Source organism: Paenibacillus sp. FSL K6-3182 (assembly GCF_037976325.1).
Lineage (GTDB): Bacteria > Bacillota > Bacilli > Paenibacillales > Paenibacillaceae > Pristimantibacillus.
In genome coordinates this window covers 286,055-300,108 of sequence record NZ_CP150265.1, presented here as the reverse complement: position 1 = coordinate 300,108, position 14,054 = coordinate 286,055, and the positions used below count along the sequence as shown (strand labels likewise).

Genomic DNA, 14,054 nt, shown 5'->3' with positions numbered 1-14,054 from the left:
CCAGGCTGCACTTTTAGCTCATGAGTTTAAATCAAACGAAATCAAAAAAACGAAGACAACAGCTGCATATCCACTGTTATCTTCGTTTTTGAATAACTCATTATTGCTGTACCCTATTCCACAGGCAACTCACATTAACTACAATCACTTACCAACTAACCATTCTGCTATTTCTTCAGTTTGAATTAGGATCGCTATGGGGTCCCAGTACCATGACCGGTCGCTTCCCCATATGTACACCCTATCGTTCTTGACCGCATCAAGCGTATTCCAAATCGGATCAGCCTTGAGATCAGCAAGGGTATGCGAATCGGAAGTCAGTATTATATAGTCCCCTACATATTTCGGTAATACCTCATTGGATATCGATGCCCAGCCCGGATCTTTCATTTCATCAACAACGGCAGCTGGCGGCTTGAAGCCAAATCCTCCGTAAACGGCTTGCCCACCCTTGCCAAAGTTTGCGCCTACCGCGGAAATGTTTTTATCCATTATTTCTAGAATGGAGAAGGTACTGTCAGCCGGAACGACCTGCAATACTTTTTGCTTGGCTTCGGCTATTCTTCGATCATAATCATTGAGCCACTTCTCTGCTTCCTGTTCCTTACCGAGCAGCTTGCCGAAATAGGTAATTTCCTCATGAACGGTTTTTAACGATGCATAAGGTATGATAACCGTAGGTGCGATTTTTGGCAGCTGTTCATTCATTTCAGCGTAGGTATCATCCATAATTATAAGATCAGGTTCCATCTCCAAAATTTTCTCGATATTGCCATTCCCGTCTCCTATATCTTCAACGCCCTTTAAAGCATCACCGAAATAAGGGTTTTTAATGTGATGGTTAGAAGTACCGATAGGGACAACACCAAGCGCAATGAGGCTTCCTAAATATTCACCAGCTACGATTCGTTTCGGATGCGCGGGAACTTCTATATCACCAGCAATCGTAGAGATGGTTTTGGTCTGGGATTCCTCGGCAGGGGGCGACGCTGTCGCTGTTGATGGATTAGTCGTCTCCACTGCACTTTCTACCCCACAGGCACTCAATAATAAAATAAAACTTAATAGCAATCCCGCCACCATGGACGGTTTGAATGGTTTAATCATTGGTATTTCTCCCTCTCCACTTCGTTGATAATGATTATCATTTAAATCAGTATAGCCGAGTAGATTGGGGGAGACAATGGACGATCTCATGCTTATGGAAGGATAATCTTCTACCTTGTGCTTGGATGAGTACTTCAATTTATATTGTGTCGGTGACAAGCCTTTATTTTTTTTGAACATTCTGCCTAAATAATAAGGGTCCTGATAACCAATACCGACAGCGATTTCTCTTAGCGTGGCATCGGTACTGAGCAGCAGCTCTGCTGCCTTATCGATGCGTACCTTGATCAAATAATCGATCGGACTGAGGCCTGTCCGGCTTTTGAAATAAGTAGACAAATGGGGAACACTGTAATTCAAAGTTTCAGATAAGGATTCCAAAGTAATGGACTCTGCATAACGTTCATGAATAATCGAAATGATTTGAGCTGCCAAATCGCGTTTTGCCGGTCGCACACCCTGTACCTGCATTTGATTTAATAAATCATATACAAATTGATGGAGCAAAGCCCTCACACGCAATCTCCCCAGCGGTTCTGCTCTTCCCCATTCCTTATGCATGTCTGTCATGCTGCGATATAATGCTACCGGAAAAGCAGGCACAAAGCCGTATTGGGCATGAAAAGGTTGGGCGCGTTCTACCAGATCGATCATTTCCTGCCTAACAGGCAATGGAATACGTGCTTTATAATAAATCACATAATATTCAAACCCCTCGGCACCAGCGCGAATATTCAATACCGATCCTTTGCCAGTATGAAATATTTTGAATCGTTTGGCATAGTGATCCACACCATCCAGACAAACTTGCGCACTTCCTTGAATAGACATCACAAATATGCTGGCAGGTACGGAGTAGGCAGATAACGATTCTTCGGCTTTCATATTGATGTGACGGACATCAAAAATGGTGCAAAAAGCATGATTCCATGACACCAAATGATCATGCAATTCCATTTTCAGAAACCTGCTTTCTCTATACGCGCTTAATGGGGTACGATATGATTATATATTATAAATGATATGTATTCTCACTAGTAAAATAATTCTATGTAATCCGTCACGGGGTGTGGTTATGGAATGGCATGAGACTATCACAATATGGAGCCAAACGCCGGTTAAAGTGCTTGATATTCGGCATTTGGCAATGAAGACAGGTGAGGAATTGCAAGCTTACCGCCTTCCAGCAAATGCTTTTATCTTCACTAACCAAGGTGAGGCTAAAATATGTCTTGATGGAATGACTGTCGAATCTTCTAATTCCCTGCTGCTGCACGGCGGCAAAGGCGCTACGTTGAATATCAGCTGTCTGAGCCGTCCTTTTGACTACTATCTTATTTTATATAAACCTATGCGCGGCTTATCTACTCAATCTACGCAAAGACAAGCTGAACAGCATGCTCCATTTGGGCAGCAATATACTTTTAAAGCAAAACACCCCTTATCTCTGCTTGCTCTGCTAGAGTCTATGCAGCAGCATTGGAAGCTGAGTGAAGAGCTGGACCGACTGCAGGTGACAGGCCTTTTCTACCAATTCGTGCATGAGCAGTTCCGCCAGCTGCGTATCGCTGATACTGAAGCTGCCCCGCCAGATCTGGCTGTACAGATCGCTAATTATATTCATGCGCATTATCACGAAACGATCTCCATGGAGATGATCGCGAATATATTTCATTACAGTACACACTACCTCTCCAGAGTGTTTAAACGAAAATATGGATGCAGCCCTATGGAGTATCTCGTTCAGACACGTATGAATCAAGCTAAGTTTTTGCTAAATGAAACAGAGGTGACCATTCATGATATCGCCTACAGTGTCGGATATGCAGATATGTATTATTTTAGCCGCCTTTTCAAAAAGCAAACTGGCGAGACACCAGCTCAGTTTAAAATGCATAACCTCGGTTTAAAAAGTTCAGTTCGCACAAATTTTATGCCCGAATCGTTCATTGCTCCCTCCCTAGAAGAAGGTTATATTGTTAACAGTGATAATCATTATCAACAAGATACTTGGAGAGTGGATGAAATGAGTTTTGGTTTTAAGCCTTCTATTGCTGTAACGCTATTGTTTAGCCTATCGTTGCTGCTTGCTGCTTGTGGTGGTTCAGATTCAAATGTGCAGCAGTCTACGGAGGGCAATAATAAGCAGCATAGTGAAAGTACAGATACATTGCCGGCAGAGACTAGGGTTTATAAGGATGCATTAGGGCGAGAAGTGACTATCCCCGTTAAGCCGAGCAAGGCTGTCGTCATTACATACGGTGGTTATTTGCTGCCGCTAGGACTAGAGCCAGTTGGGGTCGATCAAGGTACACTTGAGCAATATCCAGACACCATGACAGAGGCCGATAGCATCGGTGATGGACTTGGCAATGCAGAGGCTATATCTGCCCTACAACCAGACATCATTATACTGCCAGACTATCATAGCGCTGAAATCTACGAAACTTATCAGAAAATAGCTCCAACGGTTGCTGTAGCATGGGGCGGCGATCCAGACGTCATCAATACGCTCCGAGCGATGGGCGATGTCATGAACCGGAAGCCAGAGGCGGAAGCATGGATTTCTAAATTCGAGGAGAAGCTTGAGCGTATCCGAGATGAGATCAATATTAATATTAAAGAAGGTACAACCGCCATCACGTTCATTCTTTATAAGGGCGAGGTTCTATTGGGAGGCAAAGGCGGTACTTTGGGCAAGCTGATCTATGAGGATTTAGGCTTCCAAATGCCAGAGCAGTTTGAGAAATTTGCGGACGGCGGCGCTGCATTGTCGATGGAATCGTTGGCTGATCGGCCTGCCGACTATTTCTTCACACAAATGAAGGATGATGAGCTGGAAGAGATGACAAAACTATTCCAAGAGCCTCTCTATAAAGCCATTCCCGCAGTAAAAAATAATCGTGTCTTAAACATATCCCGTAATAAATGGAATTATGGACCTGACCTCGTGGATGAAGCGGTAGATGCCTTAATCGCACAGGTAGAGCAGTCGCAGAAATAAGGTTGAACTATAAATAGCTTAATCTAAAAAAGCCAACAACCGCGCATGATTTGCGTCGGAGTTGGCTTTTTTATTTGGTTAATTCAATTCGAACTTATAAGCTTGACGGTATTTAAGTGGTGAATGGCCGGTAATATCTTTGAAAATACGTCCAAAATGCGTCATGCTCTCAAAGCCGACCTTTTCAGCAATATCAGCTATTTTCAAGGTGCTCCCCGTTAAGAGCTGGCGTGCCTCCTTGATTCGAACATTGTTCAAATACTCTGTGAAGGTGAAGCCTGTGTTCTCCCGAAACATTTTGCAAAAGTAAGAGGAGCTGATGAAAAACCTGCTGGATATGCCCTGAATCGTTTGGTTTTCATGATAATGCTGGTTCAAATAATCAACGATTTCAAAAATCTTTTTATTGATCGGATTGCTTCCGTCATGTTCAGCTGCAGGCAGCGTTGACGTCTTGCGGTAAAGGAAAATAAGCAGCTCGAACAGCAGTGTTTTTAAATAATATTCATAGCCGGGAGGCTGCTTAATAAATTCCGCAATCATTTTATCGAAAAGCTTCTCGATCATGCTTTGTTCTTGGCCGTTTAAGGGCATGAAATTTTTGCCGCTTGAAAAGCTGGATAGCACATGAAAGCTGTCATTGTAAGGAAACATATCCTCAAGGAATTCCTCTTGAAACAACAGCGTAATCCGCTCAAAAGATTCTCTGCTTGAATTGACCAGCTTATGAATCTCATTCACATTGATGATCAATAACGCGCCGCCAACCACCTGATAGCTTTTATCTTCGATAAAGTAGCTGATATCACCAGAGACGAGATAGAAGATTTCATAGCCATTATGATAATGACGTGATGGCATGCTTGTGTCAGTTTTTCTCTCACGACTAATATCAAACTTTGCAGCTTCATAAAAATTCGACTCCATAAACATTACACCACCATGTAAAGTAATGAGTTTATATTCAAAGTAATATACGTAGAAAAATGATAAATTAGATAAGATATGTGCTTATAATTCATATTATCATATGCTATATTGGTTAGCAATAAGGCATAACAACAGTGGGTGATGCATAGTAGAACATGCTTTTGGAATGAAATAACAATAATTCGAGTTAGTTTTATTAACATTTTGTAAAAGTGGGTTCAAAAAAACGAATACGGGGGTTGTCATGAAAAATCTAATAACGAAAAATCGTTTAGTGATGAGTGCACTTCTTTTGTTTTCCCTTTCTACCACGTTGTCTGCTTGCGGCGGTGAAGCCGGGTCAAAAAATAACAGCAACGAAGGGGTAAAGAACAACGGCAAGGATAAGGTTGAGATCGTTTGGGTAATGGCAGCAGACCCGGACAAAAAGGCATGGCAGGACGCAATGGTTTCGACCTTCGAAGAAAGCCATCCGAATGTTAAAGTGCGGCTTGAGAATATCCCGTACGATCAATTCGATCAAAAGCTGACTACCTTGATTGCCAGCGGCAATGCACCGGATGTTTGGAATCCCAATCAGGCGGATAGCGGATTTGCTACTTATATGAAGATGGGCGCATTGAAGGACCTTACTCCTTATATTGAGAAAGGGGCTCCCGAGCTCGATACAATGGACCCTAACCTGCTCGATATTTATAAAATCAACGGTAAAAATTACGGCGTTCCGCTCGTAAGCAACGCTACTTATCTTTATTACAACAAGGACTTATTCGATGCTGCTGGCCTTTCTTACCCGACGACCGACTGGGATGATAAGTCTTGGAATTTCGATGCGATGCTCGAAACCGCACAAAAGTTGTCTCATGACGTAGGTGACGCTCGCAAGCAGGTTTTTGGCTTCTCCAGCGCATTAAGCGCAAATGCAATGACATGGCTATTCGGAGGAGATCTATTCAAGCCCGAAGCTTATACATCTGGCGTAATGGGTGAGCCTGATCTAATGAAGCCGATTAACGTCGAAGCACTGCAGTTCAATGTGGATTTGATCAATAAATACAAAGTAGCACCGGACGCAGAGACAGTAGCCGCATCCGCGCAGCTGGGCGATCCTTTCCTTACCGGCAAAGTCGGTATGTACATTTCCGGCGGCTGGGGACTCGGCTCCTACAAGCAAGCGGATTTCAAATGGGGCGTTGCGGCTGTTCCCTATCATGAAGGACGCAAGGTTACCCTTTATGTTGATCCTTGGAGCATCTCGGCAACAAGCAAGCATCCCGACGAGGCATGGGAATTTGTCCGGCATTTAGCTAATCCAGCTGAAGGCGGCGGCGCCTACCGTTACATGAATGAAGTAGGGAGAACGCCGGCAGACGCGAGCTTATTTAAGCTTTGGTATGACAAAATGGGTGCAGAAATCGGCATGGATCCTGAGGCATTCAAACAGGTTCACGAAGGCTCGATCAAGTATGGCCGGGAAGCTGAAAACCATTTGATCGTCAAATTCAATACGGTTCTAGAAACGATGAACCAATCGCTCTATCTGGTATGGGGAGGCAAGAAGAACATAGCCGACGGTTTGAAAGTGTTGAATGATAACCTCCTATCCTTGAATTTGAATTAATAGCAGCCAGAGCTTTAAGTAAATTTCAGCCGAGCGGATGCCCTTCATCAGAAGGCATCCGCCGGCCCAACGGAGGTAGCCCATGAGAAAGCTTTCGCTGGCCATGAAGCGCGAGGAACGGTCGTTTTGGTTTTTCATAGCCCCTTGGTTTATCGGTTTTATATGCTTCACCGGGGGACCGATTCTCGTCTCGCTGCTGCTCAGCTTCACTGATTACAATGTCATCTCGTCCCCGACATTTGCAGGAACAAGCAATTACAGCACGCTGTTCGGAGACCGGCTGTTTTACAAGTCATTGTCCGTGACTCTCTATTACAGCGTTATGGCCGTACCGTTTACGATACTGACATCTTTGATTGTTGCCGTTCTGCTTAATCAAAAAATCAAGGGGCAATCGCTCCTACGCACGCTGTATTACGCACCAAGCATCATATCTGGTGTAGCTGTCTCCTTTTTGTGGTCATGGCTGCTTAACCCGCAGTTCGGTGTCGTGAACTCAGTCCTTTATGATTGGTTCGGCATTCAAGGACCAGGTTGGTTTACGAGCCCGGGTACGGTCGTTCCATCCATGGTACTCATGCAATTGACGGCATCAGGCAGCACGATGGTGATCTTTCTTGCCGCGCTGCAATCGCTGCCGGCAGATCTGTTTGAAGCCGCATCTATGGAAGGGGCGAGCGGTTTCGCGAAGTTCCGTAAAATTACGATTCCGCTTATTTCACCTGTCATTTTATTCAATACCATCATTAGCATGATCGGATCACTGCAAATCTTTACGGAAGCCTACGTTATCACGAAGGGAGGGCCGGACTGGAACTCCTATTTCTACGTGTATTATTTATTTGATACTGCATTCAAGCAGTTCCGGATGGGGTATGCCTCCGCTCAGGCATGGATATTATTCCTGCTTATTTTCGCGCTGACTCTCGTATCGCTGTGGGGCTCCAAAAAATTCGTCCACTATGAATATGACTCGAAGTAAAGGAGGTTCCTTTATTATGAAGCGAAAAAAATCGTACAATCACGGCGATCTGCGTCTGATGGACAAAACAATCATCTACATCCTTCTATACGGAGGCGTTCTATTATTCGCATTTCCGCTGTTTTGGATGCTCTCCACTTCGCTTAAGACCATCGGCGAAATTCATCGCGTTCCGATGACATGGTTTCCAGCCCATTTGCAGTGGATCAACTTTAAGCAGATTTTCATCGATGCCCCTATGGCTCGTTTCCTATGGAACTCGGTATGGTACTCAGCCGTGACGGTAGGTGCAGTTGTATTCTCCTCGTCGATGGCCGCCTTCGCTTTTGCGAGATTGCGGGCGCGCGGAAGTATGCTTTTATTCGGGCTTGTCCTCAGTACGATGATGATTCCGTCCCAAGTCACCTTGATTCCGCAATATTTGCTGTTTACAAAGCTGCACTGGACAGGCACGTATTTGCCGCTCGTGATTCCAGCTTTTACAGCAAGCTCCTTCACCATTTTTCTAATGCGCCAATTTTATTTGGGCATTACCAAAGAATTGGATGAAGCCGTCAAAATCGACGGAGGAAGCCATTTCACGATGTATTTCCGAATCCTGATTCCCCTCTCCATGCCTGCGTTCGCAACTGCGGCTATTTTGGAGCTGATATCGAGATGGAATGATCTATTCGGACCGCTCATTTATTTGAACGATATGACGAAATACCCGATTTCACTCGGGCTCGCTAATTTTACAGCTGCATACGGAGCAACACCGTGGCATCTGTTGATGGCAGCTTCGCTGGTCGCGATTTTGCCGCTGCTGTTCATTTTCTTTTTTGCTCAAAAGTATTTCATTCAAGGAATCGTTGTATCCGGCTCTAAAGGCTAAATTTATTATTTAGTATTCATTACGCATTCATCGGAGGTACTACATGAAGTTTGACTATCATACGCATCATGAACGCTGCGGACACGCAGTTGGTTCCGTCAAGGAATATATCGAAGCAGCAATAACACAGGGATTAGATATTATCGGCATCTCGGATCATACACCATTTTTCGCAATTGCTGAGGATCGTCCTTCCTTAACTGGCAGCATGGCAAAAAGCGAGTTTCCAGCTTATATTAAAGAGGTCTTGGAGCTAAAGAAAGACTATGAAGAAAAAATAGAGGTGCTGCTCGGCATCGAAGCTGATTTTTTACCGGATCATCTGGATTTATACCGCTCGGTTATCGCTTCTTATCCTTTTGACTATGTCATTGGCTCCGTGCATGAATTCGCCGGTATCGGCATATACGATTCAGAGTATTGGGAAGGCTTGACTGCAGCACGTAAACTGGAAGTAAAAAATTTATTTTATGATTATATCGCTCAGTCCGCCAAATGTGGATTATATGATATTTTAGGTCATGTAGATTCATTGAACCGCTACTTCTACGGTTATCCAGAGCTCCGCACAGAAGCTGCCGACGTCACGTTGAAAGCAATCGCTGCTAGTGACGTCGTCATTGAAATCAATTCTTCCGACAACAATTGGGTGCCGGATGGCTATTTCCTAGAACGCGCGCTCCATTATGGGGTTAAGGTGACCTTCGGCTCCGATGCGCACCAACCCGAACGCGTAGGCGAGCATTTCTCGGCCATCGGCAGCCATTTATATGAAATTGGGTATCGAGAATGGGCCATATTCCGCAAACGCGAACGGTTGATGGTTCCAATTAGTCGGTGATCGCCTTGGATAACCCGTGGGTTATTGACCATGCCACCATCCTAATCCGGTTGTCTCTGGCCGTATTTCTTGGCGGTCTCATCGGCTTCGAACGGGAGCAGCAAAATCATCCGGCTGGGCTTCGCACGCATATTCTGGTTTGCCTCGGCTCTTCGATGATCATGCTGCTGTCCATTTACGGCTTCGCTGAATTTGCGGGAGAGCCCAACGTACGTATTGACCCGGCGCGGTTAGCAACGGCTGTCATTACCGGCGTCGGCTTTCTCGGAGCCGGCACGATTTTATTCACAGGCAAGTCCATTACAGGGCTGACCACAGCCGCTTCCTTATGGGTCGTCGCAGCCATTGGGCTGCAGATCGGTGCTGGCTTTTATTTTAGCGCAGCGGCAGGAACGATTCTTGTGTTCATAACATTATGGGTTTTCAATAAAGTGGAGCACCGTTTTCTGAAGAGCAAGAAGGTTAGAAAGCTTACCATTCAGGCGGAGACAGAAGAGGAGCTGCTGGACATCGTCACCCAGAGGCTTGCCAGCCGCTCGATTATGACGCAAAAAATGATGCTGCAGCGGATACGTCCATCGCTAGATATGCCTTTATGCTGGGAAGTAAAGCTTGATATCGTCGTTCCAAGAACCATGGAGCCGAAGGAAATCGTAGCCGAAATGAAACAAATCGGCGGAGTCGTTGCTGTCAGTTTTGAATAGAATAAATAGTTAAACACCCCCGGCGGTTATCGCCAGGGGTGTTTGTACGTATTTGCAAATTAATTGATGCATTTACTAGAATATTAACTCTTTTTAGCGGGGCTTTACCCCTCCTCATCGTGCAATCTACAAGCCTAACTTTTGCCCCTTCTCCAGCCGCAAAATTCTGCTCTCTCCCTCATTTGCCAGTTCTCTGAACTGACTAATGGTTTCACGCATGCGAGGAAGCGCCTCCTGCTTATAGGTGCTAATTGAATCTAACGCCGACAGCACATCAACAAAAGCCTGTTTCATCGTGTCGACTGAAATATTTGTTTCAAGTGATTGCTTATGGATCGCTGCGCCTTGATCTTTCAGCATTTTTGAAGTGCCGCTGATGAGAGTGTCCGTGGTTTGATTGAGAAGCTCAATCTTTTTTAGTACAATCCTTTGATTGTAGAGTGCGCTGGCTACTGTGACTGAAATTTTCAAGGCAGAAACGGTAACGTTCCTTGCTCTGTCTACCCCTCTCATAAGCTCCTTATTATTTCTCATCACAACTTCAATTGCCATAATCCCCTGTTGATTAACGACCAGCATTTGCTGCAAATCCATGAGACGCTGGCGCAAAGGAAACAAAACTTCCTCTGTAATGAACAGGATTTTGTCTTCAGATTCTTGACGCAGTTTAGCTGCTTCGATCTGCGATTCAATTTCCGAATCCATTAACACACCCAGTTGGATTTCCTTTTGAAGCTTTTTAGTGAGCTCCCTGAGAGCATGCTGCTCAATTTCCAAGGTTGTATTATCATTTTTCAATACCGTTTTTCCCTTATCCAAAGATATTATGATGTCCGAAATGACAGCATCTGCTTTTTGGTACTTTACAAAATAACGCCGCAAAGGGTTAAACAACATGCCTAAAACCCCGCTTTTCGCAAAATCTATGACGCTGGGATCTAGATCTTTTAACTGAAGATGCAGCTCCGCCAAGCCCTTGGCTACCTGCCCGCCTTCATCCCCTGTTTTGGATAAGTTCCCTACAGAAACCTGCAAAAGAGCATTTTTCTCCGAGGATGACCGCATGGAGCTCATCCCAAAGCTATCGATGGATTGCAAGACCGCCCTCCGTTTCTCCAATGACTCGATATCCAATGCCAAAATCGTAGAAACATTATTTAAAGCCAGCTCCTTCAGCTGCGTTAATTCCTCTGGCTCGGGCTTAACCTGCTCCTCCATTGCTGATTTCAATTTTTCCTCACTAATCACTTCCATAGAAAATGACATTGAAGCCCCTCCTCATTGATAATCCTTACATTTGAACGTTGAGCAAATTGCTGATTTTATAAACAACATCCTCTGTATCTGCGTTAATGCTGGCCGCCTCATTGATGCTCGAAATACTTTGAAGCGCCTTGATATTCGCATTGTAACCTATCGTGTAGATCGGGATTTTGTACGTCTCAATCAGTCCTCTAATATCCTTAAGTGAATGCCCTTCATTCGTTTCCCCGTCGCTGAGCACAAAGATCAGCGGCTTCACATCCGGATTTAAGGCCATCTCATCCTGAAGCATTTTCATCGCCACCACAATACCGTCAAAAGTAGCTGTTCCTCCACTGGCCTGAAGGCTGTCTATGGCCCCAACGAACATCGACTGCTGATTCGTGTCATACTTCCCTATAGGAAGATTAATGGCCACATCACTGGAGTAAGAAACGAATCCAATACTGTTGTCCCGTCCCAAAAACTTTTGTCCTTTCAGCAGCGATTCCTTCAATCGGTTTAAGGGTTCACCGCCCATGCTCCCTGATACGTCTGCTACAAACACAGCCGCAATCGGTTTACTCCCGTTCTTCTTTTCCTTCCACAGCTTCTGCGCAGCAGACAAAATACTGCCATCCACCGCTTCAAGCTCTGACTTATAGTCATTCAGGCCATTAAAACCCTTTTGCTCCGCTAATTTCTGATATTTTTCTTGTTCCACAAAATCGGCAAACTTCTGAATAATGTCGAGCTTATCCTTTGGCAAATCACCTAAAGCATAAAGCGGGCTGTCATGTCTGACACCGAAAGGGGTGAACACGTAACCTGCTTTGAAATCTGTTGCGTTCACAAAGGTTTGATACTCAAGAACAAAAGCATCAAGCATACCCGTCTTGGCTGCCTCACGCATTTGCAACGTGGTAGAAGCAATAAAAGGTACATTGGCCTGGAACTTCTCAAAGCCTTGAACCGCTTTCTCCCCAAGCAGATTGGAGCTGTCAAAGGTTCCGAGGGCAGTCACCAGAAAGTTTAGCCCTGTAGAACTGGCAAATGGATCTGTATACCCCATAGCCAACTCATTATCCGCGATAGCGTCGGTTACTGTTTTCAAATTCAGAGAACCGTATTTATCGACAAGCTCATCATATTTCGCCTTGGTTGCTACAATGCCAGTAACATTACCAACAAGACGCTTAGAGACCAGCTCAGCTTGGATGCCATCCGCTTTCACCATTTCTCCCCACAGCTCGTTGGAAGGAGTAAAAGCATCCGGTATATATTTGCCTGATCTGATATAATCGGCAGCAGTTCCCGAAGCAATATTACGGATCATGACCGAAACCGGCTTTCCATTTACCGTCGTATTGGATTTATTGAATTCTTCAGCCACCTCGTTTAACCAGCCATCAACACCCGTTCCTGATTTCTCTGTGGAAGAGAAAATCTCTACAAAGCTATCGGTTGTATTTGTTACTGAAACCGGAAACTTCGAAATATCAGGTAAGGAATCCCCGATTGACGCGGGATCGAGATCGATTTGACCCTTAATTGGCTGTATCGTTTTCACAGACACATCTTTATATAATTTATCAAGCTTTTTCGCTGCATCTTCCGTCGTGATCTGCGTCTTTGTTTTACCTAAATTTGAAGTTAAGCTAATGCCTAAATAAACAAGCAAAAAAACAGACACTGCAATAGCTCCTATCACTACAAAAGCTTTCCCCTTACCTGCCATATCCGTCTCCCTCTCCATGCTTATATAATTTAGTCTGCTTGATTAATATATCGATTTCCTTCATGCATGACATTTCCTCAACATCTCTGTAGTCGGTACTGTTTAAAAGCGATATTTCCAATAATAATTTATCTAGCTTAAGCAAAATTTCCTCATTCGCACGAAGATAACCCGTCACGTAGGATAAGTACTCCTTGTATAAATTTGTTTTTTCCTGTACTAGCTTGTTAGATAGCCCCGCGGGTTGCTGTTGGCCTGTAAAGTTGGAGTATCCAGAGGCATTGAATACACTAAGCTTATTGAGAATACCTCTAATATTAAGATAGAACAGCTTCTCAACCTCATAAATAACCGAATCGAACTTCTTATAGCTTAACTCCGTCTGATCAAATCGCTGACTAAGAACCTCGGTCAAGGCGGTCTTCTTCTTTTCTATGCGTTCCAGCTGATCCAAAGCAAGAGCAATATCATTTTTAAGATCTTTTGCATGTCGATACGGTTGAAGCGCTGCGATATAATCCTCACGCGTTGAAATGTTTTTTACAGGCAGCGCAACTGGCGGTTTAAAAAGCAAACTATAACTCCCATATAACATAACAAGCAGGCTTACAACCAATAACGTTACGCCTGAAGCCGTTTCAAGTACACTTTCACCTCCTATTTCCACACCTAGAAGCCCAGGTGACAACACGACAATATTCAGGATCGCAACTCCGCCAATAAGCCCAAACAGCTTCAAAAATCTCCCGTTATCCAACGTTCACACTTCCCCCTGCTATTACAGTAACTTACTCCAATTCAACTTTTTAAGAAGCATCGTTATCAACACAGCTATATCGTTAAAATGTAGATATTACACTCCTTATGCTTAATTTTATCAGAGAATAACCGAACAAGCTCCTAAATCTTACTAATTTATCCGTTTGAATTTATAAATGGAAAAAAAGAGACGCCTGAGGGTCTCTTTTTTATTGGATTTATAAGTAGGGGAAGGCAATGATCTGCTGCCTA

Annotated in this window: 11 protein-coding genes; 6 read left to right on the top strand and 5 right to left on the bottom strand. The window is 44.3% G+C overall.

Going from position 1 to position 14,054, the window contains the following annotated elements; genetic code table 11:
• Positions 1 to 144 precede the first annotated feature (144 nt).
• The gene (locus MHH56_RS01465) at positions 145 to 2,064 is read right to left on the bottom strand and encodes an AraC family transcriptional regulator (RefSeq protein ID WP_339206104.1); all 1,920 of its coding nucleotides are present in this window, start codon (positions 2,062 to 2,064) and stop codon (positions 145 to 147) included.
• A 118-nt stretch (positions 2,065 to 2,182) separates the two neighbouring features.
• Here MHH56_RS01465 and MHH56_RS01460 point away from each other — a divergent pair, with 118 nt between their 5' ends.
• Positions 2,183 to 4,111, top strand: a complete 1,929-nt coding sequence (locus MHH56_RS01460) for an ABC transporter substrate-binding protein (RefSeq protein ID WP_339206103.1) — start codon at positions 2,183 to 2,185, stop codon at positions 4,109 to 4,111.
• 78 nt (positions 4,112 to 4,189) lie between these two features.
• On the opposite strand, the gene MHH56_RS01455 is transcribed toward MHH56_RS01460, so the two are convergent.
• Positions 4,190 to 5,038, bottom strand: coding sequence for an AraC family transcriptional regulator (locus MHH56_RS01455; protein ID WP_339206102.1), 849 nt, complete (start codon positions 5,036 to 5,038; stop codon positions 4,190 to 4,192).
• Between the two features lie 247 nt (positions 5,039 to 5,285).
• Between MHH56_RS01455 and MHH56_RS01450 the strand changes: the two genes are divergently transcribed.
• From MHH56_RS01450 to MHH56_RS01430, 5 genes are all read left to right on the top strand, one after another.
• Positions 5,286 to 6,662: a sugar ABC transporter substrate-binding protein gene (locus MHH56_RS01450; protein WP_339206101.1), complete on the top strand. Its 1,377-nt coding sequence runs from the start codon at positions 5,286 to 5,288 to the stop codon at positions 6,660 to 6,662.
• 82 nt (positions 6,663 to 6,744) lie between these two features.
• A complete protein-coding gene (locus MHH56_RS01445; RefSeq protein ID WP_076270705.1) occupies positions 6,745 to 7,644 on the top strand; it encodes a sugar ABC transporter permease in 900 nt (299 codons plus the stop codon).
• 16 nt (positions 7,645 to 7,660) lie between these two features.
• The gene (locus MHH56_RS01440) at positions 7,661 to 8,518 is read left to right on the top strand and encodes a carbohydrate ABC transporter permease (RefSeq protein ID WP_076270706.1); all 858 of its coding nucleotides are present in this window, start codon (positions 7,661 to 7,663) and stop codon (positions 8,516 to 8,518) included.
• 43 nt (positions 8,519 to 8,561) lie between these two features.
• Positions 8,562 to 9,359, top strand: coding sequence for a histidinol-phosphatase (locus MHH56_RS01435; RefSeq protein WP_339206100.1), 798 nt, complete (start codon positions 8,562 to 8,564; stop codon positions 9,357 to 9,359).
• Positions 9,360 to 9,364: 5 nt separating this feature from the next.
• Positions 9,365 to 10,063: an MgtC/SapB family protein gene (locus tag MHH56_RS01430; protein WP_076270708.1), complete on the top strand. Its 699-nt coding sequence runs from the start codon at positions 9,365 to 9,367 to the stop codon at positions 10,061 to 10,063.
• 126 nt (positions 10,064 to 10,189) lie between these two features.
• On the opposite strand, the gene MHH56_RS01425 is transcribed toward MHH56_RS01430, so the two are convergent.
• From MHH56_RS01425 to MHH56_RS01415, 3 genes are read right to left on the bottom strand one after another with little or no spacing between them, the layout of a single operon-like run.
• Positions 10,190 to 11,329, bottom strand: a complete 1,140-nt coding sequence (locus MHH56_RS01425; RefSeq protein WP_339206099.1) for a toxic anion resistance protein — start codon at positions 11,327 to 11,329, stop codon at positions 10,190 to 10,192.
• A 25-nt stretch (positions 11,330 to 11,354) separates the two neighbouring features.
• A complete protein-coding gene (locus MHH56_RS01420) occupies positions 11,355 to 13,043 on the bottom strand; it encodes a VWA domain-containing protein (RefSeq protein WP_339206097.1) in 1,689 nt (562 codons plus the stop codon).
• Positions 13,033 to 13,800 carry a hypothetical protein gene (locus MHH56_RS01415; protein WP_339206095.1) on the bottom strand — a complete coding sequence of 256 codons (768 nt, stop codon included), beginning with the start codon at positions 13,798 to 13,800 and terminating at the stop codon, positions 13,033 to 13,035. The genes MHH56_RS01420 and MHH56_RS01415 overlap by 11 nt, the downstream gene beginning before the upstream one ends.
• Positions 13,801 to 14,054: the final 254 nt, after the last annotated feature.

Coding starts and splice junctions, on each gene's coding strand:
- MHH56_RS01465 (WP_339206104.1), bottom strand. CDS start 2,064: ATGGAATTGCATGATCATTTGGTGTCATGGAATCATGCTTTTTGCACC.
- MHH56_RS01460 (WP_339206103.1), top strand. CDS start 2,183: ATGGAATGGCATGAGACTATCACAATATGGAGCCAAACGCCGGTTAAA.
- MHH56_RS01455 (WP_339206102.1), bottom strand. CDS start 5,038: ATGGAGTCGAATTTTTATGAAGCTGCAAAGTTTGATATTAGTCGTGAG.
- MHH56_RS01450 (WP_339206101.1), top strand. CDS start 5,286: ATGAAAAATCTAATAACGAAAAATCGTTTAGTGATGAGTGCACTTCTT.
- MHH56_RS01445 (WP_076270705.1), top strand. CDS start 6,745: ATGAGAAAGCTTTCGCTGGCCATGAAGCGCGAGGAACGGTCGTTTTGG.
- MHH56_RS01440 (WP_076270706.1), top strand. CDS start 7,661: ATGAAGCGAAAAAAATCGTACAATCACGGCGATCTGCGTCTGATGGAC.
- MHH56_RS01435 (WP_339206100.1), top strand. CDS start 8,562: ATGAAGTTTGACTATCATACGCATCATGAACGCTGCGGACACGCAGTT.
- MHH56_RS01425 (WP_339206099.1), bottom strand. CDS start 11,329: ATGTCATTTTCTATGGAAGTGATTAGTGAGGAAAAATTGAAATCAGCA.
- MHH56_RS01420 (WP_339206097.1), bottom strand. CDS start 13,043: ATGGCAGGTAAGGGGAAAGCTTTTGTAGTGATAGGAGCTATTGCAGTG.